This window comes from Actinomycetes bacterium, from assembly GCA_036000965.1.
Lineage (GTDB): Bacteria > Actinomycetota > CALGFH01 > CALGFH01 > CALGFH01 > DASYUT01.
Genome location: DASYUT010000124.1, coordinates 93,459 through 115,967, shown reverse-complemented (window position 1 = coordinate 115,967; position 22,509 = coordinate 93,459). Strand labels below are relative to the sequence as shown.

The following is a 22,509-nucleotide window of genomic DNA, read 5'->3' as shown; positions in this document are numbered from 1 at the left end:
GGCCAGGCGGGCGCGCCGGCCGGCGCCGCACCCGGGCGTGCGCGCGCTCACCGAGCGGGAGCGTGAGGTGGTGGTGTTGGTGGCCGAGGGGCTGGCCAACGAGGAGATCGCCGAGCGGCTGGTGGTCAGCCCCGCGACCGCCCGCACCCATGTCAGCCGGGCGATGGGCAAGCTGGGCGCCCACGACCGCGCGCAGCTGGTGGTGGTCGCCTTCCAGGCCGGCCTGGCCGCCCCGGACGCACGCTGACGCCCGGCCGGCTACGCGCCGCGGCGTAGGCGCGGCACCTCCATGTGCAGCACAAGAGCCGCTCGCCAGCCGACGACGCGGGTACGCCCCCACCCCAACACTGGGGTCGGTAACGATGCTGCGACCCAAAGCGAGGTGACCGATGACCGCATCGCATGTCCTGGCCGTGCTGCTCACCTTCGGGGGCGAGGGGTGGCGGCATGGGTGGGGGCCCGGCGGCGGGTGGGCGTGGCTGTCAACCGGCGACGACGCGACGCGGCCTACCGGTGGAGCACGGCGTCACGGGCCGTTGCCGCGCGGCTGTGGGACACCCTGGCCGACCGCTACCGCGTGCCCGGTCGGGTGGCCCTGGTGATCGCGCCGCAGATGGCGCACGCGCTGGCCGAGGAGCCCGGCCTTGACCCAGCGCCGCAGACCGCGACGGGCTGCGGGTCGACGCCGCCGTCACCGCCTGGTGCAGCCGCCACCTGACCAACAAGGAGATCTCATGACCGCCACGCCCGACAAGGAGGACGAGCCATGAACCCATTGCACGCCGACCTGGCCCTGCGGCGCGCCAAGCCGCGGGTCGCCTGGCTGCTGGAGGAGCCCGAGGCCGGGCGGCGGACGCCGGCCGGCCGACGCCACCGCCGGCGCCGCCGCCTGACCCGAACGAAAGGCTCACACATGCAGACCGTCTGAGCTAACAGGCACACCGAAAGGAGGTGTAGGCATGGCAGTCCAGGACGTGGTCGTGGTCTCGGTTCCCGTGTCCGATCAGGAGCGGGCCAAGGCGTTCTACGTCGACAAGCTGGGGTTCGAGCTGCGGCGCGAGGACGACTCCGTTCCAGGGATCCGCTGGGTCCAGTGGCCCCCAGGAGGTACCACCGCGCTGACGCTGGTCACCTGGTTCGAGTCGATACCTCCCGGCTCCTTGAACGGGGCTCGTGCTCAGGTTGAGCAACCTCCAGACCGACTATTGCCCGACCGTCTCCCCGCCACTGCTCACCCCCTTTTCTTCAGCGGCAAGTAGCATTGCGATCTATCTAATGGAGCATGTATGCCTGAGGTGGAGCTGACGGCGGGAACCATCGACTACCAAGACACCGGCGGCGACGGTCCAGTGCTGGTCTTGTTGGAGGGTGTCCTCATGGACGGGTCGGTGTGGGAACCGATGGTCGCCGACCTGCAGCGCGACCATCGTTGCGTGGTTCCCACGCTTCCCCTGGGCTCGCATCGCCGACCGATGCGGCCCAACGCCGATCTCTCGCTCTCGGGCTTCGGCCGAGTCGTCGCCGAGCTGCTGGAGCGCCTGGACCTGCGCGACGTGACGCTGGTGCAGAACGACCACGCGGCTGCGGTCCTTTGACCGTCCCGCGCTGGTGGTTTGGACGCCTGAGGATCGCGTGCAGCGCCCCGAACACGGTCGGCGTCTGGCCGACCTGCTACCGGATGGATCAGGCTCCGTGGCCATTCCGCTGCAACGCGGCCAGGGGCCGGTACCGGCCACCCTGCCCGTCATCGGTACACCCCCCGCTGTCCACCATCCCCCGGCCCGGCCGCCTCGGCTCCGGGTCCTTCCCGTCGACACGACCAGGCTGGGACGCTCCATCTCCGCCGGGACCCGCGTGTCCGGCTCCCAACGCTCCCCGTTTCCCAGCGCCACGGTCGCGCGGACCATGTCGAGGACGTCCACGCCCTTCGCCTCCGCCCCCGTCCGGCACACCGAACACCTCCGCGGCAGTCCGTTCCGCGTCCAGCAGCTCCGCCTCCGCGATCGATGGCTCCTGTGGCGCGAAGTAGCGCAGCAGCGTGGCCGCGGCCATCACGTGCAACCCGGGCACGTGCAGGTTGTCCAGGACCGCGGGCAGCTTCGTCATCGCATGCCCAAGCAGCCGCTTCCCGCCCTCCACAGGTCCTGGTCCAGCTTCGCGCGCTGAGCGATGTCGTCTTCCTGCCTCGCCCGGACCTTCTGACGGAACTTCGGGGTCCTCCACTCGGCGCTCGACGGTGCGAAGGCTGACGTTCGCGTGCTCCGCTGCCTGGCGTTGCGACAGGCCAGCCGCGAGCGCCTCGATGATCAGCGGGGTCGCTCAGCCTCCTCGGCGTCCCCACCCGTACCCCCTTCGTTCCGCGTCACGTGCAGCGTCGGGCCGGGCTCGACCAGACTCACGCCATGCCACGCCGCCTCGAACGCCTGCCCCGGGGTGACCTCCGCCAGGGTCCGGTCGACGCGGATGCGTCCCTCGGGGGAGTACTGCGCGGCCAGGCGTGCCTGGTCGAGCGTGCCTAGGAGGTCGTTCAGCTCCGCCAGCACGGGCGCCCACTGCCGCGGTGGCGTGTCCCGGAGCCTGCCGAGGAGGCCGGCTTCGGCGTCCCTGGCGGCGCGTTCGAGCTCCCCGCGGACGCTGGCCAGGATCCGCCCGAGCGCAGCGCAAGCGGCTCGAGCGCGCTGCTGGCCGCGGTCCGGCGCGAGCCGCCCCGCCCGGCCAGGCACCGACCGGGGCGAGCCGCTCAACCGAAGCTGTCAGGCCTGGCCGGCGGCCGGGTATCGTGGGGCCTGTCGCTGGCGCCGTGCCGCGGCACAGGACCAGGGGCGAGGGCATGGAGGGCAGGTCGACCGCGTGGGACACGCTGCGTGTGCCTGGCGACCCGCCGCTGGCCGGCGGGCGGACCGGGGTGGGGCCCGACCCGGTGGTCGCGGTGCACGGCATCACCGCCCAGCACCGTGCGTTCTCCGCGGTCGCGCGCCACCTGCGCCACCCCGCCGGCCTGGCCGCGCCGGACCTCCGCGGCCGGGGCGACTCCGGCAAGCCACCGTCCGGCTACGGCTTCGAGACCCACGCAGGCGACGTGCTGCGCGTGCTCGACCATCTCGGGATCGAGCGGGCGCTGCTCGCCGGCCACTCGATGGGGGCGTTCGTGGTCGAGCAGGTCGCCCTCACCGCGCCAGACCGGGTGCGGGCCCTGGTGCTCCTCGACGGGGGCTGGGCCAGTGCCGGCCCGGCGGGCGCCGAGGGCGCCCGGCGCGACCCGGACCTGGAGGCGGGCCTGGCCCGGGCGTTCAGCCGACTCACCATGACGTTCCCGAGCCCCGACGCCTACCTGGACTACTGGTTCCCGGGGCAGGGCCTGACCCTGGACCGGCTCGCGCCCGAGCTGGCCGACTACTTCCGCTACGACCTCGCCGAGGTCGAGGACGGGTGGCAGCCGAAGGCGCTGCTGGCCGCGGTCCAGGAGGACGCCGCCTGGGGCGCCTCCCGGGGCGCGACCGCCGACGCCCTCGCGCGCGTCGGCTGCCCGGTCGCGCTGGTCCGGGCGGCTGAGGGCTTCTTCCCCGGGACGCCCCCGCTGGTCTCCGGCCAGGCCCGCGACGTGCTGGCCGGCGCGCTCGACCTGCGCGTGGACCTCGCGCTGCCCGGCACCGACCACTACACCATGCTCCAGGACCCGCACGCCGCCCTGGTCGCCGAGGTGATCGACCGGATGGTCGCGGAGCCTGCCGGCACCCCGGAGGTCGACAAGCCCGCCGCGTCCGCGTGATCCTCGGCGCCTCTCAGTCCAAGTGGCGCTCGCCGTTCTCGATGTGGCCCAGCAGCCGGGCCCGGACCTCCGCCGCCCGCTCGACGAGCGGGCCGTGGCCGCAGCCCTCGAGGACCACCTCCTGGAGCGCTCCGCCGCCGTCAGCGTAGCGGTCCAGCACCGCCCGCATCTGGGACACGTGGGGCTGGGGCGGGAACACGTCCGGCCCGGGCCATCCGGGCACCGCGCCGAGCGACCCGAGCGTGCCGAAGTCGAACATGGACTGGTCGGAGATCACCTGGTCGGCGTCGCCGCGCAGCCACAGCACGGGCGGCTTGTCCGCGATCCCGGCGAAGGCGCTGGTGTCGCACCACCTGGCCGAGAAGGCGTTGTTCACCCCGCTGACGCCAGGCGCCACCCCCGGCCAGTTCGGGGAGGTGGCCAGGTCGCCGGGGTAAGCGGTGTCCCCCACCGCGGTGAGCAGCACCTCGGCGATCAACTCGTCCTCGTCGGGCGCCTTGTACGCCGGTGACCAGAAGAACGTGCGCATCACCACCCGCGGGCTGGAGACTGGCTCCTCCTCGGAGTCGTCGCCGGCCGCCAGGCGGCGCACGAAGTCCGGCGCGGCCGTGCCCGCCCCGCTACCGGCGTAGTCGTCGTAGCAGGGGGTTCCCTCGACGTCCTTGGTGCCGCCGAACCCGTACGGCGACAGCGGCGCCACCAGGAGGATGCTGGCCAGCTCCTGGCCGTGGTCGATGGCGTACTGCTGCAGGACGCCGCCGCCGTTGGACCAGCCGGCGGCGTGGACCCGGCCGCTCCCGGCCCAGCCGAGCGCCTCCACCAGCGCGTGGAGGTCGTCGCTCCAGTCGCGCAGCCCCCGGGTCGCGTCGATCGGCTTTGCCTCGGTCCGCCCGAAGCCCCGCAGGTCCGGCGCGACCACCCGGTAGCCACCGGGGAGCCCCGTGGTCACGTCCTGCCAGAAGCGGCCGGTCGTGAGGTTGCCGTGGATGAGCAGCACCGGGATGCCGTCCTCTGGGCCCTGCACGAAGCAGTGCGTCCGGATCCGGGCGGTGTCCACGACGACACGCTCCATCCCCGCACCTCCTGACCGACTCCGCCCTGCGCTCGCGCGATACCTTACGGCAGATCGCGACGGCAGATCGCGGGACGCTCGCCCCGCCGAGACCCTTGCGGACCCTCGCCCCCCGCAGGCCCAGGCTCGCAACCAGCACTGGCTGTGGCTGCACCCAGCGGCTTCCCCCGACCGGCGCGCCCTTCACTCGTCTGGAATATGCTCGCCTCGGTCTGGGCGCTCGGTCGGGAGGGGATGACATGGAGGTCGCCGAAGGCGTGCACCGGCTCACGCAGGGCGTGGTGAACTTCTACCTGGTCGAGGACGGGGGGAAGCTCGTGCTGGTCGACGCCGGGGCGCCCCGCGACTGGGACCTTCTGGTGCGCACCGTGGCCGCCCTCGGCCGCGGGCTGGACGACCTGGAGGCCGTGCTCCTCACCCACGCCCACCCCGACCACATCGGGTGTGCCGAGCGCGCCCGCACGACGGCCGGCGCACCGGTCTGGGTCCATGACGCGGACGCCGAGGTGGCCAAGGGCGCAACGCCCGGGAAGAACGACGGCAAGGCCAGGTCGTACCTGCTGCGGGTCGAGTTCTACCGGACCCTGTTCTCGCTCGTGCGCCGCGGGGCCGCCAGGATCGTCCCTGTCCAGGAGGTGTCCACGTTCGCCGACGGGGAGACGCTGGAGGTGCCGGGACGCCCCCGTGCCGTGCACGCGCCCGGGCACACCCCCGGCAGCGCCGCCCTGTTCCTGGAGGGACGGCGCGTGCTGCTGACCGGAGACGTGCTGGCGACCAGGAACCCCCTCACCGGCCGGATCGGCCCGCAGATCATGCCGTCGGGCCTCAACCGCGACACCCCGCAGGCGCTCAGGTCGCTCGACGTCCTGGACAGTGTCCCGGCCGCCGTGCTCCTCCCCGGCCATGGCGAGCCCTGGACCCAGGGCGCGGCCGAGGCCGCGCGCCTGGCCAGGGCGGCCGGTCCCTCGTAACCCGGCGGAGAAGGCGCGCAGCTCCTGGCCGGTCTGGCCCGGCGCCTCCCGGGGCGGGAAGCGGCAGCGGTCCAGGCCCCGAGGTCCGGTCTCGGCCTCCTCCCAGCCGCGTGGTCCGCCTCGGGCCTCATGCCAGCCGTGCGGTCCGGGAGGTCCCGAACCGCTTGGCGACCAGGTCCTTGAGGCCGTGGGGGAAGTCGCGGCGCGCGGCGACGTGGCTGCTGACCAGCTCGAGCTGGGCGCTGGTGTCCCCGGCGAACGCGGTCGCGCACAGCTCGGGCACGACGTTGGCGAGCGCGACCACGGCGCCCGGGCAGCCCAGCGGCCCGGCGTAGGCCAGCAGCGCGGATGAACCGACGTAGACCCAGCCCTGGAACCCGTTCAGCTCCGCGAGCAGGCGCTCCGGGTCACCCGAGGAGTCCTTGACGCCCTGGACGGCCAGCTCCGGCAGCAGGTCGACGGGGACGCCGGGCGACGACGCCTCGGGGAAATGGTAGGCGAGCACCGGACGGCCCGCGGCGGCGCCCGCCACCGCCTCGTAGTAGGAGCGCGGGTCCCTGACCCGCGAAGGCGAGAGCGCGAGCACCGCGTCGGCGCCGTGCTCGACGGCCGCCCTGGTCAGCGCCACGGCCTGGCGGGTGGCCGGGGCGCCGGTGCCGGCGACCACCGGGATCGTGGCCGGCACGGCCCGCCGGACCTCGGCGAGCAGCTTGGTGCGCTCGTCGAAGGTGAGTGCGGCGGCCTCGCCGGTCGAGCCCGCAACCACGATGGCGCGCACGCCGAGCTCGGCGACCCGGGCGGCGTGGTCGGCGGTGGCCTTGGCGTCGACCTCGCCGATGGCGTCGAACAGGGTGACCAGGGCGACGGCGACGCCGGTGAACAGCGGGGGCGCGGTCATGCCCGTCCGTCCGGGCAGAAGCGGCGCCGGGCGGCGCCGGCGGGCGCCTTCGTCTCGGGTCGCGGCACCGGAGACCTCCTTGCGGTGGGTGAGGGCGCGACAGCGCTAGGAGAATACCGCTCGCTGCCATGGTGGCTTTGCGCCCGCACCCGGGCTTGGGTAGGTTGCGCCCATGAGCCCCGCACGCCAGCCCGCTGCCCGCAGGGTGGCCATGGCGCTGTTCTTCTTCCCGCGGGGCGGCTCCGCCTACGTCGCCCGCCACCTGGCCCGGCTGCTGCCCGCCGCCGGCTGGGACGTGACGCTGGTCGCCGGCTCGCTCGGCGCCCCAGGCGACCCCACCCACGCGCCCGACTTCTTCGCCGGGACCCGCGTCCGGCCGGTCGACTACACCGCCGCGGCCGACCTCCCCGACCCGGTCGAGGCGGACGTGCCGTTCCAGCCCTCCTACGAGGACCGCCCGGGCGCGCCCGACCGCGTGTTCGCCCCGGTCGGCGACGGCGCCTACGAGCGGCTGGTCTCGGCCTGGGAGAAGGAGCTCGGGCAGGCCGGCGCGGCCAGCGCCGACGTGCTCCACCTGCACCACCTCACCCCGGCCAACGAGGCAGCGGCGCGCTCGCTTCCCACCGTCCCGGTCGTCGGCCACCTGCACGGCACCGAGCTGCTCATGCTCAGGGAGATCGAGGCCGGCCCGCCGCCCCACTGGACCTACGCCCGGTCCTGGGCCGAGCGGATGGGCCGGTGGGCCCGGGACTGCGACCGGGTCATCGTCCAGTCCCCCGACGCCGCCGCGCAGGCCAGGAGCCTGCTCGGGGTCGACCCCGCCCGGGTGACCTGCGTGCCCAACGGGGTGGAGGTGGCCCGCTTCGACCGCCGCCCCGCGCGCGGCGACGACCGGGTGGCGTTCTGGCGCCACTGGCTGGTGGAGGACCCACACGGGGTGGGACGGGTCGGGCGTGCCTGGCAGCGTCCGCTACGCAGAACGCGACCTGGACGCCTTCCGGGAGGACGGGCCGGTGCTGCTCTACGTCGGCCGGTTCACCGCCGTCAAACGCGTCGGCCTGCTGATCCGCGCCTACGCCCTGGCCCGGCACCAGCTCCGCGTCCGGGCGCCGCTGGTGCTGCTCGGCGGCCACCCCGGCGAGCTGGAAGGACGGCACCCCCTCGACGAGGTCCGCGACGCCGGCGTGCCCGACGTGTTCCTGGCCGGCTGGCGGCCCCAGGACACCCTGCCCGGCGCCCTCAACGCTGCCGACCTGCTGGTCCTGCCGTCGGTGCGGGAGCAGTTCGGCCAGGTGCTGGTGGAGGCGATGGCGTGCGGGCTGCCGGTCGTCGCGGTGGACGCGCACGGCCCGGCCACCATCGTCGAGCCGGGCCAGACGGGTTGGCTGGTGCCTCCCGACGACCTGGAGGCCCTCGCCGCCGCGCTGGTCGCGGCGGCGAACGACCCAGCCGGGCGGGCCCGGATGGGCGAGGCCGGCTGGCACGTGAGCCGGGCCCGCTACTCCCTGGAAGCGGTGGTAGCCGGCGTGACCGGCGCCTACCAGGAGACGCGCCCGGCCAGGCCATGAGGGCGCGCCGGCCGTCAGGCCCCCGCCAGTACCCGCGGCCGGCCAGGCCGTCAGGCCCTCGCCAGTCCCCCGCGGCCGGCCACGCGCCGGGCCGTCAGTGTCGAACGCCTGCGGGTACCCTGACCCTCGATCCTCCAGCACGCTTGGCAGAAAGCCACGGTTCCGGCCACGCGACGGCATCGTCGTGTTGTAGGCTGCCGACCCGTAGGAAGCCTCTCCACAGGTGGTAGCCCCGTGCGGCGAGTCGCTGTCGCGAACCAGAAGGGCGGAGTCGGGAAGACGACCACGGTGGTCAACCTCGGCGCCGCGCTCGCCGAGCTCGGCCGCCGGGTCCTCGTGGTCGACCTCGATCCGCAGGCCAACGCGAGCACCTGGCTCGGCACCGTCGACGCCCGAGCCCTCTACGAAGTCTTCGAGAACGGCGCGCCCCTGGACGGCGCCGTCCGGCCCACCGAAGTCAAAGGCCTCGACCTCGTCCCCTCCTCATCCTGGATGACCAGAGCCGAACGCAACGCCGCCACCCAGGCCGGCGCCGAGATGATCCTGCGCCAAGCCGTGGAAGAGCTCCCAGCCGGCGCCTGGGACGTCATCCTCATGGACTGCCCCCCAGCGCTCGGGCTGCTCTCCTACTCCGCCCTCGCCGCCTGCGACGAGGTCCTCATCCCCGTCCAGACGCGGGTCATGCCACTCGGCGGCCTGGTCGCCCTCAACCAGACCATCGACACCGTCAAGGTCCGGCTCAACCGGCGGCTGCGCCTGTCGGCCGTCCTCCCCTGCCAGGTCGACCGCACCACCCTGTCCCGGGAAATCGGCGACGCGCTCCGCCAGCGGTTCGGCGACATCGTCATGCAGACCAGCATCCGCGACAGCGTCCGCGTCGCCGAAGCACCCGGCCACCGGCAGCCGGTCACCACCTACGCCCCCGACAGCGCCGCGGCAGCCGACTACCGCGCCGCCGCAGTCGAGTTCGACGCGAGGAGCGCTGCGCATGGTCAGGCGCAAGCGGATGGGCGCGTACAACGCGCTTGACGACCTGCTACCCGGACCGCCAGCAGCACGGCCCGGCGCCGAGCGGACCCCCCATCCCGCGCCAGGCCCGCCCAAGCGGACCACCAGGCCCAAGCGGATGGGCCTGTACAACGCGCTCGACGACCTCCTTCCCGGACCCGGGTCCGGACCGGAGCCAACCGGGCTCGACTGGTCCTCACTCGACTGGGCCGGGCCCGACCGGGGCGAGCCCGACCGGGGCGAGCCCGACCGGAGCGGCGCCGCCCCACCGGCACCATCCGCCCCGCCAGCCCGTCCGGGAACCACCCGCGCCCGCCGCAGCAGCAGCCCCGAGCCGTTCCACGACCTGCTCCCCGGCCCCCCGGCTCCGCCCGCACGCGCGGCCGGTGCCGGCGGGCCGGGGACCGGCACCGGCGCCCGGGGGACCGGCGCCCGCGGGACCGGCACCGCCGGGACCGGGGGAACCGCGATCTTCGACGCGCTCGACGACCTGCTCCCCGGCCCACCGGCCCCGGCCGCGCGGCCAGCCCGCGTGCGGGCCAGCTTCTCGCTGCCCCCCGACGTCCTCGACGCCCTCCGGGACGCCGCCGCCCACCTGTCATCCGGCCCAGGCCGGATGACCCTGGCCGAACTGGCCGAGCAGGCCCTGCGCACCGAGGTCGACCGGCTCGCCGACCAGCACAACCGCGGCCGCCCCTTCCCCCGCCGCCCCGGCCGATAGCGCCCCGGGCTGAGGGCGGCGCACCAGTCCGGACCGGTGTGCTCCAGGTCGACGCGGCCTCCGGTCCACCCTGGCCGGGCGGTCAGCCGCGCCGGCAGCGTCACAACTGGCGTCAAGGGTCCGTGCGTAGCAGAATGCCTCGACCAGCACGGCCGGGAGCCCCGGACGTTAGGTGCCCGGGGCGAGAGTTGCAGCTCTCCCCCGGGCGTGGCCGACCTCTCGCAGGAGGCCGACCTATGAACTCTAGCCTGCTCTGGATGGGTGTGGCAGCCGCGTTGCTCGCCATCCCGCCACTGCTCCTGATGGAGCGACCCAGGCGAAGGCCTGGACGATGACCGCCAGGCACGGCGAGATCAGCATCCTCGACCTGGCGGTGACCGCCAAGGCGGCCGCCCAGCTCCTGTTGCGCTGGAGTACGGCGGCCGCTTGGTCAGGGTCCCGCCCCCACCCGAGGTCCGATCGGCGTCCTGGGCGCTGCTCTTCTGGTCGATGGACCTGGCCGCAGTCGCTCGCGCCTAGGCGAGAAGCCGGGGGGCGGGTGTCGCAGCGCCGCCTCCCGGTCAGGGGAGGGACCACCCCGGCCGGCCGGTGCTTGCAGCCCGGCCGGCCGGGGCCTCCCCGACCTGGGGTTCCAACGGCGACCAGGACGGCGGCCTGCGACGCGATCGGCGCTGCGGGCCAGCTTCACCTGCCGCCGACGTATCAGGGCAAGGCGTCCTGGCTCTTCCTGGCAGGCGGGGATCCACGACGGGTCCTCGATCTCGATACCGACAAGGCCGGCGGCTGCTGCACCGATGTTGCGTGGTCGGCGCGACAGGGATGTTGCGTGGACCACGCGACAGGACAGGGCCCACCGACGTCGAGCGGCCCGGACGACAGGACCGGACACGACAGGACAGGAACAGGACAGGAACAGGACAGGACCCGATGCAGCTGATCACCCGAGAGGAACTCAAGGGCAGGCTGGACGCGAACCAGGACGTGAAGCTGGTCATGGCCGTTGGCCCCTGGGAGTTCCGCGCCAAGCACATTCCCGGCTCGCTCGGCTTTCCCAGCCCCCGGTGCGCACTCCGCGAGCTCCAGCGCGACGACGAGATCATCGTCTACGCCAACAACCATCATCGCATCAACACCACCGCCGCCTACCACGCCCTCAGCGCCCACGGCTACCGCAATGTCTGGTGCTACGCGGGTGGGCTGGTCGACTGGGAGGACGCCGGGTACCCAGTCGAGGGCAACACCGTGGGCGCCGCTGCCGACCGTCGCTGGCCACACGGGCACAGCCCGCGCGGGCGGGAGCTGAACGGTGCCTGTCCTCACTGCGACAACGGCTGGTCCGGGCACGGCTGGCCCCCAGCGCCAGGCCAGCTCAGCCAGCCAGACGACCAGCACAGCACGGCCAGTGGCCCGCCAGCCACGCCATCCGCTCCCGTTCCAGCCGGCGGTGGATCCTTCCCGGTCGAGGCCGCGCTCATCGGCCGATAGCCCACCGTCGCTGACGACCTCACCCGGCGGCGGCTGCGGGCGGCCTCGGGGTGCGGGCCCGAGCTCGATGTCCAGCCGCGCCCTCATGCCGCTGGTCGTTCAGGGCTGGCCTTGGCGACCGCCTTCGGCGACGGCGTCGCCAGCGTCCACCAGCCGGACATCGCCAGCGTCTACCAACCGGGCGACGTGATCTTCTCGGCCACCTGGTACCGCAGGGAGACCGACCTGGCCGTGTACGCTCGACCGTGTCGTCGCGTCAGCGCCGGTAGCGGTAGGAACGGGGAGGGCCGACGAGCACGAAGGCGCGCGCAAGCAGATAGGCGAGCGTCGCCACGAACAGCAGCGTGCCGAGCAGCGTCACGACGTCCATCTCGACCTCCCTTGCTGGGTCTACTGGTTGTCTGCGCGTGTTCGCGTCGTGACCTACCCATGGCCACATCGGCCCACACCGAGCTGCGCAGTTCTACTGATCTTCGTCCCGCGGCGTTTACCCTGTCCCATCGGTCGGCGCCCACCGCGCCGCGTCACGGGCGCCTTCACCTCCCGTCCTCAGATTCCCGGTTCGTGCCGCCCTGGCTACACTTCGACGTGGCGCCGGTACTCGTCGAGGCGGGGGCGCACAGCGCGAGCCTCAGTCCTGACCGCAGCGACCTCGGACCGGAGCGGGTCGCCCTGGGGAGGTACCGGCTTGCTTCTCGCCCTGGCCGGGGACACGATGCTCGGCCGCAAGGTCGCGGCGGCCCTGGCTGGGACGCCGCCGGAGGTGCTCGTGGCACCCGAGGTGGCCGAGATCGCGCGGTCGGCCGACCTGTTCGTGCTCAACCTCGAGTGCTGCGTGTCGGAGCGGGGCAGCCCCTGGCCGGCGCCTGGCAAGCCGTTCTTCTTCCGGGCCCCGCCGCGGGCGGTCGAGACGCTGGTGGGGCTGGGCGTGGACTGCGTGACCTTGGCCAACAACCACGCGCTCGACTTCGGCGTCGAGGCCCTGCTCGACACGCTCGACCACCTGGGCCAGGCCGGCATCGCGGTGGTCGGGGCCGGGCCCGACGCCGACCGGGCCAGGCGCCCGGCGGTGCTGGAGGCAGGCGGGTTCCGCCTGGCGGTGGTCGGCGTGACCGACCACCCGGCCGACTTCGCGGCCGGGCCTGGTCGGCCCGGAGTGGCCTGGGCCGACCTCGCCCGAGGGGTGCCAGGGTGGCTCGCGGGCGCGGTCCGGCACGCCGACGCGGACGCCGACGCGGTGCTGGTCACCCCGCACTGGGGCCCGAACATGACCACGGCGCCGCTCCCATACGTCCGCCGCTGCGCCGCGGAGCTGCTCAGGGCGGGCGCGGCGCTGGTCGCGGGCCACTCCGCGCACGTGTTCCATGGGGTGGCGGGGCCGGTGCTCTACGACCTGGGGGACTTCCTCGACGACTACGCGGTCGACGCCCGGCTCCGCAACGACCTGGGGTTGCTGTTCCTGGTCACGGTCGACCAACGCGGCCCGGTCCGTCTGGAGGCGGTCCCGCTCCGCCTCGGCTACTGCCGCACGACCCTGGCCAGCGGTCGGGACGCGGCATGGGTGCGGCGGCGGTTCCACCAGGCGTGCGCGGCCTTGGGTACCGAGGTGGCCGAGTCGGGCGGCCGCCTGGTGGTGAGCTGGCGCTGAGGCCGGCGCCGGCGTCAGCCCGGCCGGGCGAGCCCGTGGTCGGCGAGCGGCCCGGCGACCAGGCCCCGGCGGTGGAGCAGTTCGGCCAGGCGGGGCAGGGCTTCCAGGGTGGCCCGCCACGACCCGCTCCTCGCGTAGTCGTGGAGCAGGATCGTGGCGCCTGGGGCGAGGTGGGCGGCCACGTCGGCGATGATGCTGGTGGCGGTCGCCTCGGCCCGCCAGTCGCGTCCCTCGGTGGTCCACAGGACCGGCTGGAGGCCGAGCAGGCGGGCCGCGAGGGCGGCTGTCCCGGACAGCAGGCCGTAGGGCGGGCGGAACCAGGCCGGTTCGGTGCCGGTGGCCGAGGCGACGGCGTCGCAGGCCCGGCGGAGGTCTTCGAAGGTGGCGGCCGGTGGCCGCCGGAGCAGGTTGCGGTGCTGGTCGCCGTGGACGGCGGCCTCGTGGCCGGCGGCGACCACCTCGGCGGCCAGGCCTGGCGACCGCCGTACCTCCTCGCCGAGCATGAAGAAGGTGGCGCGCCAGCCCAGGTCGCCCAGGACGCGCAGGAAGGCGGGGGTCGATGCTGGGACGGGACCGTCGTCGAAGGTCAGCGCGACATGGCCGGGTGTGCCGCTGCCGGCCAGCCTGGGGGTTGCCCGCCGCCGCACGGGCTCGAAGGCGGTGAGCGCCGGCGCAAGGTGCGCCGCCGCTGCCGCCAGACCGGCCCCGGCGAGCAGCGCGACCGCCCGCGCCATGTCCACCTCCCCGCTGGCGCATCCCTGTTGGCGCATCCCTGCCGGGCCCAGCATAGGAGAAGCGGCCGGGCCTTCCACCCGGGTCCCGGCCGCCCGCCGTGAGCAGCCGGCGCCCACCTGCCCGTCGGCACCACCGGCCGGCTACCACCGCCGGTGCGGTTCGCGCTGGTCAGAGCTGGTTGAGCTGCTGGAGGGCGGGCCAGAACGAGGGTGCGGTGGTGCGGTAGTCGTACAGGCTGCCGCCGTGGGCGCGGGCGTCGCGGGCGCCGCGGACGAAGTCGCTCACGCCGGTGGTGCTGACGGCGTCGCCGATCCCGCCGATGACGTGCACGGGCAGGCCGGTGGAGCGCGCCGCGGCGGCGACGTTGCCAGTGGTGTACTGGTAGGGGCAGTGCCGAGGGTTGGCCGGGCAGTCCCTGCGGTAGGACCAGTAGCCCATCGGCTGGACGACGTCGGCGTAGCGTCCGACCGCCGCCCACGGGAACCCGGACCAGGCGGCCGGGTTGAGGGCCATGCCGAGCGGCGCGGGCACGATCGCCCCGATGGGGTAGCTGCCGCCGAGGTTGGCCCGGACCCGGGCCAGATGGGTGGTGACGCCGGCGTTGAACTCGGCCGGGCCGCTGCTGGCCGCCTGGTACTCGATGTCGACGGCGAGGGCGTCGAACCGCTGCCCGGTGGGGCTGCGGAAGCGGGCCACGGCCAGGGTGCGGCGCACGTCGAGGTCGAGGTACTCGCTGTAGGCCGGGAAGTACCAGCCGACGACCTTGATCCCGGCGGCGTGAGCCCGCTCGATCCACTCCCCCACCTTGGCCGGGAAGAGGATGTCGCTGGTGCTGTTGTAGCGGGCGGTCTCGAGGTAGAGGGTGCGCACGCCGTTGGCGGCCATGTCGCGCACGGCGGCGGCCGGGTCGAGGCTGTAGTCGAGGTAGTCGACCCAGGCGCCGAGGCGCCGGAACGAGGCGGTGCCCGGCCGGGCCTGGGTCTTGGCCCACAGGCGCGCCGTTTCGGCGCCGAGGACGGTGGCGGTGCCGGCGGAGGAGGCCACGGCCAGCGCGGTCTCGGGGGTGCCGGCCGCCGGGGTGACGTCGCTGCCGACCCAGTTGCTGCCGCTCCGCTCGGCCAGGAAGACGTGCGGCGGCTTGCCGGTGCGGGCCATCGTCCAGGCCAGGTGCACCCGGCTGGCGGAGACGGCCAGGCTCGGTCCGGCGCCCGGGGTGGCGAACGTGTGGGTCCGGAAGGTCCCGGTGCCGTTGTCGGTGTGGACGATCCGGGTGCCGCGCTGCCAGGCGACGTGGGTGGTCTGCCCGGCCATGGCCAGCGAGGGGCTCCGCGAGGCCCCGTCGGTGGTGAGCGAGCGCCACTGCCACGCGCTGCCGGGGTTGCGGCCGATGATCAGGTCGGAGCGCCGGGTCGCCGGGTTGGTGCGGTCGAACACCAGCACGGCGGTGCCGCTGGCCGCCCTGGCCAGGCTCGGATGGCCGTCGACCGTGGCGGAGACGGTGACGCGCTGCCGCGCCACCGCGGCGCCGAGCGTCCTGGCCTGGAACAGGGAGACAAGGCCGCTGGCGCTGGTGCGCTCGGTCCACACCGCCCACCAGCGCCCGCCGGCCGCGACCAGGTCGCCGGCCAAGGCGGCGGTGGCCGACAGCTTGGTGCTGGGGCCGAACGCGCCCGCGCGGGTGGCGGCGGCCAGGCGGGTGCCGTCCGCGGCGGCGTAGAGCACCCAGGTGGAGGCGCCGTCGTCGGCGGCCGCGAGGACCCGGCCCTGGTAGGGCGCGACCCGCTGCCGCCAGTGCCCGCCGGGCCCCTCGAACCAGCGCAGACCGGCCGCGCCGGGGCAGGTGCCGCCCTGGAAGCTGGCGAAGCCGCGGACCACGCCGTCGGGGCCGGCGGCGGCGTCGCCGGCTGTCCGGGCCGGGCGGCACCCGGACGGCGCCACCGTGGCGGCCGGGCCGACCGTCCAGCTCGCCTGGGCGGGCAGGGCGAACGCCGCGACCAGGCCGAGCGCCATGACCACGACGAGCGTTCGGCGCGCCATCCCCGCATCCTCCCTCCGCGATTCGGAGCAAGCTATCACCCCGGTCGAGCCGGTGACCACCGGCTGTGGGCGAGCCGGGGCTCCGGCATGGCCTGCCCGTCGATGCCGGTCGTGCGGCGCCCCTGCCGGCGCCTGGCCACGGCCGCGCCCCCGGCCGGCGTCTGAGCCAGGGGCGGAGGGTCCGCCGGGGACCGCTGCCGGTTTGCCTCCGGCTCGGGCCGGGCCCGAGAATCAGTGGTCGTGCCGGAGCACCGGCGCCCTGGACGCGACGAGAGGCGAAGGAGCACGCGCGTGACGGTGTTCGATCGGCAGACCGGGCACGAGCAGGTCGTCTTCTGCCAGGACCCCACGACCGGCCTGCGGGCGATCGTCGCGATCTTCTCGACGGCGCTGGGGCCGGCGCTGGGCGGCACCCGCTTCCACCCCTACCGGTCGGAGGCTGACGCCCTCGCCGACGTCCTGGACCTGTCCCGGGCCATGGCCTACAAGGCGGCGTGCTCAGGGCTGGACCTGGGCGGCGGCAAGGCGGTGATCCTCGGGGACCCCGCGACCGACAAGTCCGAGGCGCTGCTCGAGTCCTACGGGCGCTTCGTGCAGTCGCTCGGGGGACGCTACCTCACCGCCTGCGACGTCGGCACCTACGTTGAGGACATGGACGTGGTCGCGCGCGAGTGCGCGTTCGTCACCGGCCGCTCCCCGGCGGCCGGGGGTGCGGGCGACTCCTCGATCCTCACCGCCCTGGGGGTGTTCCAGGGCATGCGGGCGGCCGCCGAGGCGGTTTGGGGCACGCCGACGCTTGCGGGCCGGCGGGTCGGGGTGTCCGGCGTCGGCAAGGTCGGCCGCCGCCTGGTCGGGCATCTGCTCGCCGGCGGCGCGTCGGTGGTGGTCGCCGACGTCAGCGCCGCGGCCGTGGCGCGCGTTCGGGCGGCCTGCCCCGAGGTCGACGCGGTGGCCGTGGACGCGCTGCCGGGGCTCGCGCTCGACGTGTTCTCGCCCTGCGCGCTCGGCGGCGCGCTCGACGACCAGACCGTGGCCGCGCTTCAGGCCCGGGTGGTCTGTGGCGGGGCCAACAACCAGCTCGCCGCCCCGGGCGTGGAGAAGCTGCTCGAGGACCGGGGCGTGCTCTACGCGCCCGACTACGTGGTGAACGCCGGGGGGTTGATCCAGGTGGCCGACGAGATCGGCGGCTACTCCGAGCCACGGGCCCGGGCCCGGGCGGCCGGGATCCTCGACACCACCCGCCGGGTGCTGCGGCTGGCCGCCGACGAGGGGGTCCCCCCGGCGGTCGCCGCCGACCGGCTCGCCGAGCGCCGCATCGCCGAGGCCCGGGCCCGCGCCGGCGGGCGCATCCACCTGCCCGCGCCGACCCCGAGACGCGCACGCTGACCCGTGGTCGGGTGCCGCGGGCGCCGGCCCGGCCGGTCGTGTGTATCAGGGCGGCGCCGTCAGCCTCTCTCCACCCAGGACAGACTGTCCACGCACGATGGGAGGCTGGCATGGAACGGGCGGACCTCGTCCTCGAGGGTGGCGGTGTCAAGGGGATCGGGTTGGTCGGCGCGATCAGCACGCTGCGCGAGGCCGGGTACGAGTTCCCGCGGGTGGCCGGGACGTCGGCCGGTGCCGTGGCCGGGTGCCTGGTCGCCGCAGGGATCGAGGTCGACGAGCTCGAGCGGCTGATGCGCGAGCTCGACTACCGGAAGTTCCGCGACGAGACCCTTCTGAGCCGCTTCGGGGTCCTTGGCAAGGGCGCGAACCTGCTGCTCAGGAAGGGCATCTACAAGGGAGACTGGCTCCACGACTGGGTCTCGGCCCAGCTCGCCGCCGCCGGCAGGCGCACCTGGGGCGACCTCCGGATCACCCCCGAGGAGGACCCGCGGAGCGCGCTCCGGCCCGAGCAGGCCTACAAGCTGGTCGTCATCGTCTCCGACGTCTCCGACAACAGGCTGCTGCGGCTGCCCTGGGACTATCACCTGATCGGGACGCCGCAGGACCAGGTCGACGAGCTGCCGGTCGCCGACGCGGTGCGGGCGTCGGCGTCGATCCCGTTCTTCTTCCAGCCCTGCAAGCTGCAGGTGGCCGGCCGCAACGGCCCGGTCTACCTCACCGACGGCGGCATGCTCTCCAACTTCCCGATCGACGTGTTCGACCGGCGGGACGGCCAGGATCCGCGCTGGCCGACCTTCGGGGTGAAGCTGTCGGCCAGGCCGGACGCCAACCTGCGCGCTGACCCGCCGCACATCGACGGTCCCCTCGAGCTGGCCATGGCCCTGGTGGGCACGATGTCCACCGCTCACGACCAGATGCACCTGGACGACCCGGCGGTCGTGGACCGGACGATGTTCGTTGACAGTCTCGGCGTCAAGGCGACTGACTTCGACATCGACGAGGACACCCAGGACCGGTTGTACGAGCAGGGCCGCAAGGCCGGCACCAAGTTCCTGGACCGCTGGAAGTTCACCGACTACTTGCAGAAGCACCGGCGGGCGGCTACTGGCGACCAGGCGGGGGCCGCGATCCCCGCCTGAGCGGCCGACCAGGTCAGGCGGTCGCCAGGCTGGTCGTGGTCAGGTCAGGCCGGACGGTGGCCAGGCCAGGCGGTGTTCAGGCCAGGCCAGGCGGTGTTCAGGCCAGGCGGTGTTCAGGCCAGGCGGGACGGTGGCCAGGCCGGGCGGTCGCCAGGCCAGGCCGTGGTGAGGTCAGGCGGTCGCCAGGTCACGCCAGGCTGTCCAGCCAGGCACGGCGCAGGTCGGCGTAGCGGCCCGGGCCGGCGAGCAGGCCGGCCGGGGTGCCGTCCTCGACCACGCGACCGCCGTGGACGACCAGCACCCGGTCGGCGATCTCGACCGTGGACAGGCGGTGGGCGATGATCACGGCGGTCCGGTCGGCCAGGATCGTGCGCAGGGCGCGCTGCACCAGCCGCTCGCTCGGCACGTCCAGCGAGGAGGTCGCCTCGTCGAGGACGAGCACGGCCGGGTCGGCCAGGAAGGCGCGCGCGAACGCGACGAGCTGGCGCTGGCCGGCGGAGAGGCGGCCGCCGCGCTTGCGCACGTCGGTGTCGTAGCCGTCGGGGAGGGCCGCGATGAAGCCGTGGGCGCCGATCGCGCGGGCCGCCCGCTCGACCTCGGCCCGGGAGGCGCCCGGGCGGCCGAAGGAGACGTTGTCGGCGACCGTGCCCGAGAACAGGAAGCTCTCCTGGGTGACGATCACCACCGCCCGCCGCAGCTCCTCCTCGGCCAGGTCGCGCAGGTCGACGCCGTCGAGGGTGACGCGGCCGGCCTGGGGGTCGTAGAAGCGGGCGAGCAGCCGGGCGACGGTCGTCTTGCCCGCCCCGGTCTCCCCCACCAGGGCGACCGTCTGCCCGGCCGGGATGTCGAGGTCGAGGTGGGGCAGGACCGGCCGGTCGCGGTAGCCGAAGCGCACGCCTTCGAAGCGGACGGCACCCCGGGCCGCCCTCGACCTGGACACCGGCTGCGGCGGCTCCGGCACCGACGGGGGCTCGTCGAGCACGCCGGCGAGCTTCTCGAGCGCGGCCGCGCCTGACTGCAGCGAGTTGTAGAACTGGCTCAGCTCCTGCATCGGCTCGAAGAAGCGCCGCAGGTAGAGCAGGAACGCCGCCAGCACCCCGACGGTCATCTGCTGGTCGAGCGCGCGGACGCCGCCGTACAGGAGCACGACCGCGACGGTGGTGTTGCCGAGCAGCTTGATGGTCGGCCCGTAGACGGCCAGGAGCCGGAACGACCGCATGGTGGCGGCCTGGTAGTCGCGGTTCAGCCCGTCGAAGATCTCCTGGTTGCGCGGCTCGCGCCGGAACGCCTGCACCGCCCGGATGCCCCCGAGGGACTCGGTGAACCACACGATCACGAGCGCGACGGCCTCGCGGGTGCGCCGGTAGGCCGCGGCGGACCTGCGCCGGAACCAGCGGGTGAGCAGCAGGAGCAGCGGGAACACGCAGAGGGTGACCAGGCCGAGGGGCCAGTCGAGGAGCAGGATGATCACGCCGATGCTGGCGACCGACAGCACGGCGGTGACGACCTCCTCGAGGCCGCCGTCGAGCACCTCCGCGATGGCGTCCATGTCGGAGGTCAGGCGCGAGATCACCCGCCCGGAGGTGTACCGCTCGTGGAACGAGAGGCTGAGGCGCTGGAAGTGGTCGAACACCCGGGTGCGCAGGTCGTACAGGAGCTGCTGGCCGAGCCGGCCGGCCTGCACCAGGAAGACCCGCAGGGTCACCGCCTGCACCACCGCGGCCAGCACCAGCAGCGCCACGATGGCGGCCAGCGGGCCGGCGCCGCCGCCCCGGGTGACCGGGGGGATGCCCCGGTCGATGCCGAGCTTGACCAGGTAGGGGCCGGCCATGGCGGCGGCGTTCTCGACCAGCACGACCGCCAGGAGCAGCCCGAGCCGCCGCCGGTGGGGGCGGAGCAGGGAGCCGAGCAGCCGCCTGCTGCGCGAGCGCAGCAGCGCCGAGACGCCGCTTGGCACCTCATCGGCCTGCTCGGCGGCGACCCCCCGCCACTGGCCCAGGCCCTGGGCGCTCACGAGGCCCGCGCCCCGGTGTCGCCGGGCACCCGGGCCCCGGTGTCCCCTGGCACCCACGCCCCGGTGTCCCCTGGCACCCGCGCCTCGGTGTCGCCTGGCACCCGCGCCCGGCCTGGGCCCGGCGTCCCGGCCTCCTGGGAGAGGATGGCGCGGTAGGACGGCACGGACGCCATCAGCTCGCCGTGGGTGCCGACCGAGGCGATGGTGCCGCCCTCGAGCAGCGCGACCCGGTCGGCCAGGGCCAGCGTGGACGGCCGGTGCACCACCACCAGCCCGGTCGTGCCGTGCAGGACGCGGGCCAGGGCCTGCTCGACGAGCGCCTCGGTGTGCACGTCGAGGGCGGAGAGCGGGTCGTCCAGGACCAGGACGCGGGGGCGGGCGATCACCGCGCGGGCGAGCGCGAGCCGCTGCCGCTGCCCGCCGGACAGGCTGAGGCCCTGCTCGCCGATGCGGGTGTCCAGCCCCCAGGGCAGGTCGAGCACGAACTCGGCCCGGGCCACGGCGAGCGCCTCGGCGACCGCGTCCTCGCTCGCGCCGGGCGCGCCGAGGAGCAGGTTCTCCCGGACGCTGGCCGAGAACAGGATCGGCTCCTCGAATGCGGCCGCCACGTGGGCGCGGAGCGAGGACAGCCGCAGGTCGCGCAGGTCGACGCCGTCGAGGGTGATGCGGCCCTGGCTGGCGTCGTACAGGCGGGGCACCAGCGAGGCCAGCGTGGTCTTGCCCGACCCGGTCACGCCGACCAGCGCCACGGTCTCCCCCGGGCGCACGTCGAGGGTGACGTCGTGGAGCACCGGGCGGTCGGCGCCCGGGTAGCGGAACCCGACCCGCTCGAAGCGCAGGTGCCCGCGGGCCCGGGCCAGGGCGGCCGCGCCGGGCCGGTCGACGATGTCGGACCGGGTGTCCAGCACCTCGTAGACGCGCTCGGCCGCGGTGGCCGCCTCCTGGCCGTTGGCCAGCAGCCAGCCGAGCGCCTCGACCGGCCAGACCAGCAGCAGCTGGAGCGACATGAAGGCGATCAGCCCGCCCAGGCTGAGGCTGCCCTGGGCGACGGCCAGCGCCCCGACGCACAGCACCACGGCCAGGGTGAGGCTCGGGACGAGGTCGAGCACCGCCCAGAACCGGGCCCGCAGGCGGACGCTCTCCAGGGCCGAGTCGTGGAGGCGCCGGGCGCTCCGGCCGAACCGCTCGCCGACCAGCCCGCGGCGGCCGAACGCCTTGATGACCCGGATGCCGGTGGCCGACTCCTCGACCAGGGTGGTGAGGTCGCCGAGCTGGTCCTGGACCCGGCGGGAGACGCCGATGTAGGCCCGCTGGAAGCGGGCGGACAGCCACACGATGGGCAGGGCCGAGGCGAGCACGAGCAGCCCCAGCGGCGGGTACAGGCGCACCAGCAGGACGATCACGGTGACGAAGGTGAGCGCGTTGACCACCATGAAGATCACGCCGAAGCCGATGAACCGGCGGATGACCGAGAGGTCGGCGACCGCGCGGGACAGCAGCTGGCCGGACTGCCAGCGGTCGTGGAAGGAGACCGGGAGCCGCTGCAGGTGCCGGTACAGGTCACTGCGCATCGCAGCCTCCACGCCGAGCGCGGCCGACGACTGCGCCCAGCGGCGCACGAACGTGAGCAGCGCCTCGGCGGCGCCCAGGCCAAGCGCGAGCAGGCTGAGGGGCAGCAGGCGGGGCCGGTCACCACGGGCGATCGGCCCGTCGATCACCGACTTGGTCACCAGCGGGATGGCGATCCCGGCTCCGACCCCGAGCAGTGCGGCCGCGGCCATGGTGACCATCTGGGCCGCGTAGGGCCGCACGTAGGAGCGCACCCGCCACAGCGAGCGCAGCCGTGCGAAGCCCCCCGGTCCTGACGCCATCCCCCGACCATAGCGGCGCGCCCTGCCAGCCGCATCCGAATTACCTGCCTTGCCCGCTCTGCCAGGTCTGCCGCGACTCGGGGTGCCGGCCGGCACCCCGACCCGGACGGCGGAAGGCGCCCCGGGCCCGGACGCCGGAAGGCACCCAGCCGCTGGATCTGCTGGACCGTGGCGCCCGAGCGCTCCA

At 74.5% G+C, this 22,509-nt stretch carries 20 protein-coding genes and 1 pseudogene; 14 read left to right on the top strand and 7 right to left on the bottom strand.

Going from position 1 to position 22,509, the window contains the following annotated elements; translation table 11 throughout:
• The 5 genes and pseudogenes from VG276_10735 to VG276_10715 form a co-directional block, all read left to right on the top strand.
• Nucleotides 1-247: LuxR C-terminal-related transcriptional regulator (locus tag VG276_10735; GenBank protein ID HEV8649855.1), on the top strand; the 247-nt coding region annotated here is incomplete at its 5' end.
• 192 nt (nt 248-439) lie between these two features.
• On the top strand, nt 440-718 hold the full coding sequence (locus VG276_10730; GenBank protein HEV8649854.1) for a hypothetical protein: 279 nt from the start codon (nt 440-442) through the stop codon (nt 716-718).
• 48 nt (nt 719-766) lie between these two features.
• Complete coding sequence (locus VG276_10725) at nt 767-928, top strand: hypothetical protein (GenBank protein ID HEV8649853.1); 162 nt, start codon at nt 767-769, stop codon at nt 926-928.
• A gap of 31 nt (nt 929-959) precedes the next feature.
• Complete coding sequence (locus VG276_10720) at nt 960-1,259, top strand: VOC family protein (GenBank protein ID HEV8649852.1); 300 nt, start codon at nt 960-962, stop codon at nt 1,257-1,259.
• Nucleotides 1,260-1,286: 27 nt separating this feature from the next.
• A pseudogene (locus tag VG276_10715) lies at nt 1,287-1,574 on the top strand (alpha/beta hydrolase).
• Between the two features lie 732 nt (nt 1,575-2,306).
• Here VG276_10715 and VG276_10710 read toward each other — a convergent pair.
• Nucleotides 2,307-2,744 (bottom strand): hypothetical protein, encoded by a 438-nt coding sequence (locus VG276_10710; protein ID HEV8649851.1) that lies wholly within the window; start codon nt 2,742-2,744, stop codon nt 2,307-2,309.
• A gap of 86 nt (nt 2,745-2,830) precedes the next feature.
• Between VG276_10710 and VG276_10705 the strand changes: the two genes are divergently transcribed.
• Nucleotides 2,831-3,769 (top strand): alpha/beta hydrolase, encoded by a 939-nt coding sequence (locus VG276_10705; protein HEV8649850.1) that lies wholly within the window; start codon nt 2,831-2,833, stop codon nt 3,767-3,769.
• A 13-nt stretch (nt 3,770-3,782) separates the two neighbouring features.
• Here VG276_10705 and VG276_10700 read toward each other — a convergent pair whose 3' ends face one another.
• The gene (locus VG276_10700; protein ID HEV8649849.1) at nt 3,783-4,841 is read right to left on the bottom strand and encodes an alpha/beta hydrolase; all 1,059 of its coding nucleotides are present in this window, start codon (nt 4,839-4,841) and stop codon (nt 3,783-3,785) included.
• Nucleotides 4,842-5,080: 239 nt separating this feature from the next.
• Here VG276_10700 and VG276_10695 point away from each other — a divergent pair, with 239 nt between their 5' ends.
• A complete protein-coding gene (locus tag VG276_10695) occupies nt 5,081-5,812 on the top strand; it encodes an MBL fold metallo-hydrolase (protein HEV8649848.1) in 732 nt (243 codons plus the stop codon).
• A 127-nt stretch (nt 5,813-5,939) separates the two neighbouring features.
• Here VG276_10695 and VG276_10690 read toward each other — a convergent pair whose 3' ends face one another.
• A complete protein-coding gene (locus VG276_10690; protein HEV8649847.1) occupies nt 5,940-6,710 on the bottom strand; it encodes a dihydrodipicolinate synthase family protein in 771 nt (256 codons plus the stop codon).
• A 953-nt stretch (nt 6,711-7,663) separates the two neighbouring features.
• On the opposite strand from VG276_10690, the gene VG276_10685 reads away from it, so the two are divergent.
• The 5 genes from VG276_10685 to VG276_10665 all read left to right on the top strand — a co-directional run bounded on the left by VG276_10685 (nt 7,664) and on the right by VG276_10665 (nt 13,140).
• Complete coding sequence (locus VG276_10685; protein HEV8649846.1) at nt 7,664-8,278, top strand: glycosyltransferase family 4 protein; 615 nt, start codon at nt 7,664-7,666, stop codon at nt 8,276-8,278.
• 234 nt (nt 8,279-8,512) lie between these two features.
• Nucleotides 8,513-9,307: a ParA family protein gene (locus VG276_10680; protein HEV8649845.1), complete on the top strand. Its 795-nt coding sequence runs from the start codon at nt 8,513-8,515 to the stop codon at nt 9,305-9,307.
• Nucleotides 9,267-10,007, top strand: coding sequence for a hypothetical protein (locus VG276_10675; GenBank protein ID HEV8649844.1), 741 nt, complete (start codon nt 9,267-9,269; stop codon nt 10,005-10,007). Before VG276_10680 ends, VG276_10675 begins: the two co-directional genes overlap by 41 nt.
• A gap of 927 nt (nt 10,008-10,934) precedes the next feature.
• Nucleotides 10,935-11,492 carry a rhodanese-like domain-containing protein gene (locus VG276_10670; protein HEV8649843.1) on the top strand — a complete coding sequence of 186 codons (558 nt, stop codon included), beginning with the start codon at nt 10,935-10,937 and terminating at the stop codon, nt 11,490-11,492.
• 688 nt (nt 11,493-12,180) lie between these two features.
• Nucleotides 12,181-13,140 carry a CapA family protein gene (locus tag VG276_10665; GenBank protein HEV8649842.1) on the top strand — a complete coding sequence of 320 codons (960 nt, stop codon included), beginning with the start codon at nt 12,181-12,183 and terminating at the stop codon, nt 13,138-13,140.
• Between the two features lie 14 nt (nt 13,141-13,154).
• Here the strand turns inward: VG276_10665 and VG276_10660 are convergent, their stop codons facing one another.
• Together VG276_10660 and VG276_10655 are read right to left on the bottom strand one after the other, a co-directional pair.
• A complete protein-coding gene (locus VG276_10660) occupies nt 13,155-13,874 on the bottom strand; it encodes a polysaccharide deacetylase family protein (GenBank protein ID HEV8649841.1) in 720 nt (239 codons plus the stop codon).
• 169 nt (nt 13,875-14,043) lie between these two features.
• Nucleotides 14,044-15,912 carry a hypothetical protein gene (locus tag VG276_10655; GenBank protein HEV8649840.1) on the bottom strand — a complete coding sequence of 623 codons (1,869 nt, stop codon included), beginning with the start codon at nt 15,910-15,912 and terminating at the stop codon, nt 14,044-14,046.
• A 297-nt stretch (nt 15,913-16,209) separates the two neighbouring features.
• Here VG276_10655 and VG276_10650 point away from each other — a divergent pair, with 297 nt between their 5' ends.
• Nucleotides 16,210-17,298, top strand: a complete 1,089-nt coding sequence (locus VG276_10650; protein HEV8649839.1) for a Glu/Leu/Phe/Val dehydrogenase dimerization domain-containing protein — start codon at nt 16,210-16,212, stop codon at nt 17,296-17,298.
• A 110-nt stretch (nt 17,299-17,408) separates the two neighbouring features.
• Nucleotides 17,409-18,437: a patatin-like phospholipase family protein gene (locus tag VG276_10645; protein HEV8649838.1), complete on the top strand. Its 1,029-nt coding sequence runs from the start codon at nt 17,409-17,411 to the stop codon at nt 18,435-18,437.
• A gap of 187 nt (nt 18,438-18,624) precedes the next feature.
• On the opposite strand, the gene VG276_10640 is transcribed toward VG276_10645, so the two are convergent.
• Both VG276_10640 and VG276_10635 read right to left on the bottom strand, forming a co-directional pair.
• A complete protein-coding gene (locus tag VG276_10640) occupies nt 18,625-20,451 on the bottom strand; it encodes an ABC transporter ATP-binding protein (GenBank protein ID HEV8649837.1) in 1,827 nt (608 codons plus the stop codon).
• Nucleotides 20,448-22,322 (bottom strand): ABC transporter ATP-binding protein, encoded by a 1,875-nt coding sequence (locus tag VG276_10635; GenBank protein ID HEV8649836.1) that lies wholly within the window; start codon nt 22,320-22,322, stop codon nt 20,448-20,450. The genes VG276_10640 and VG276_10635 overlap by 4 nt, the downstream gene beginning before the upstream one ends.
• Nucleotides 22,323-22,509 lie beyond the last annotated feature (187 nt).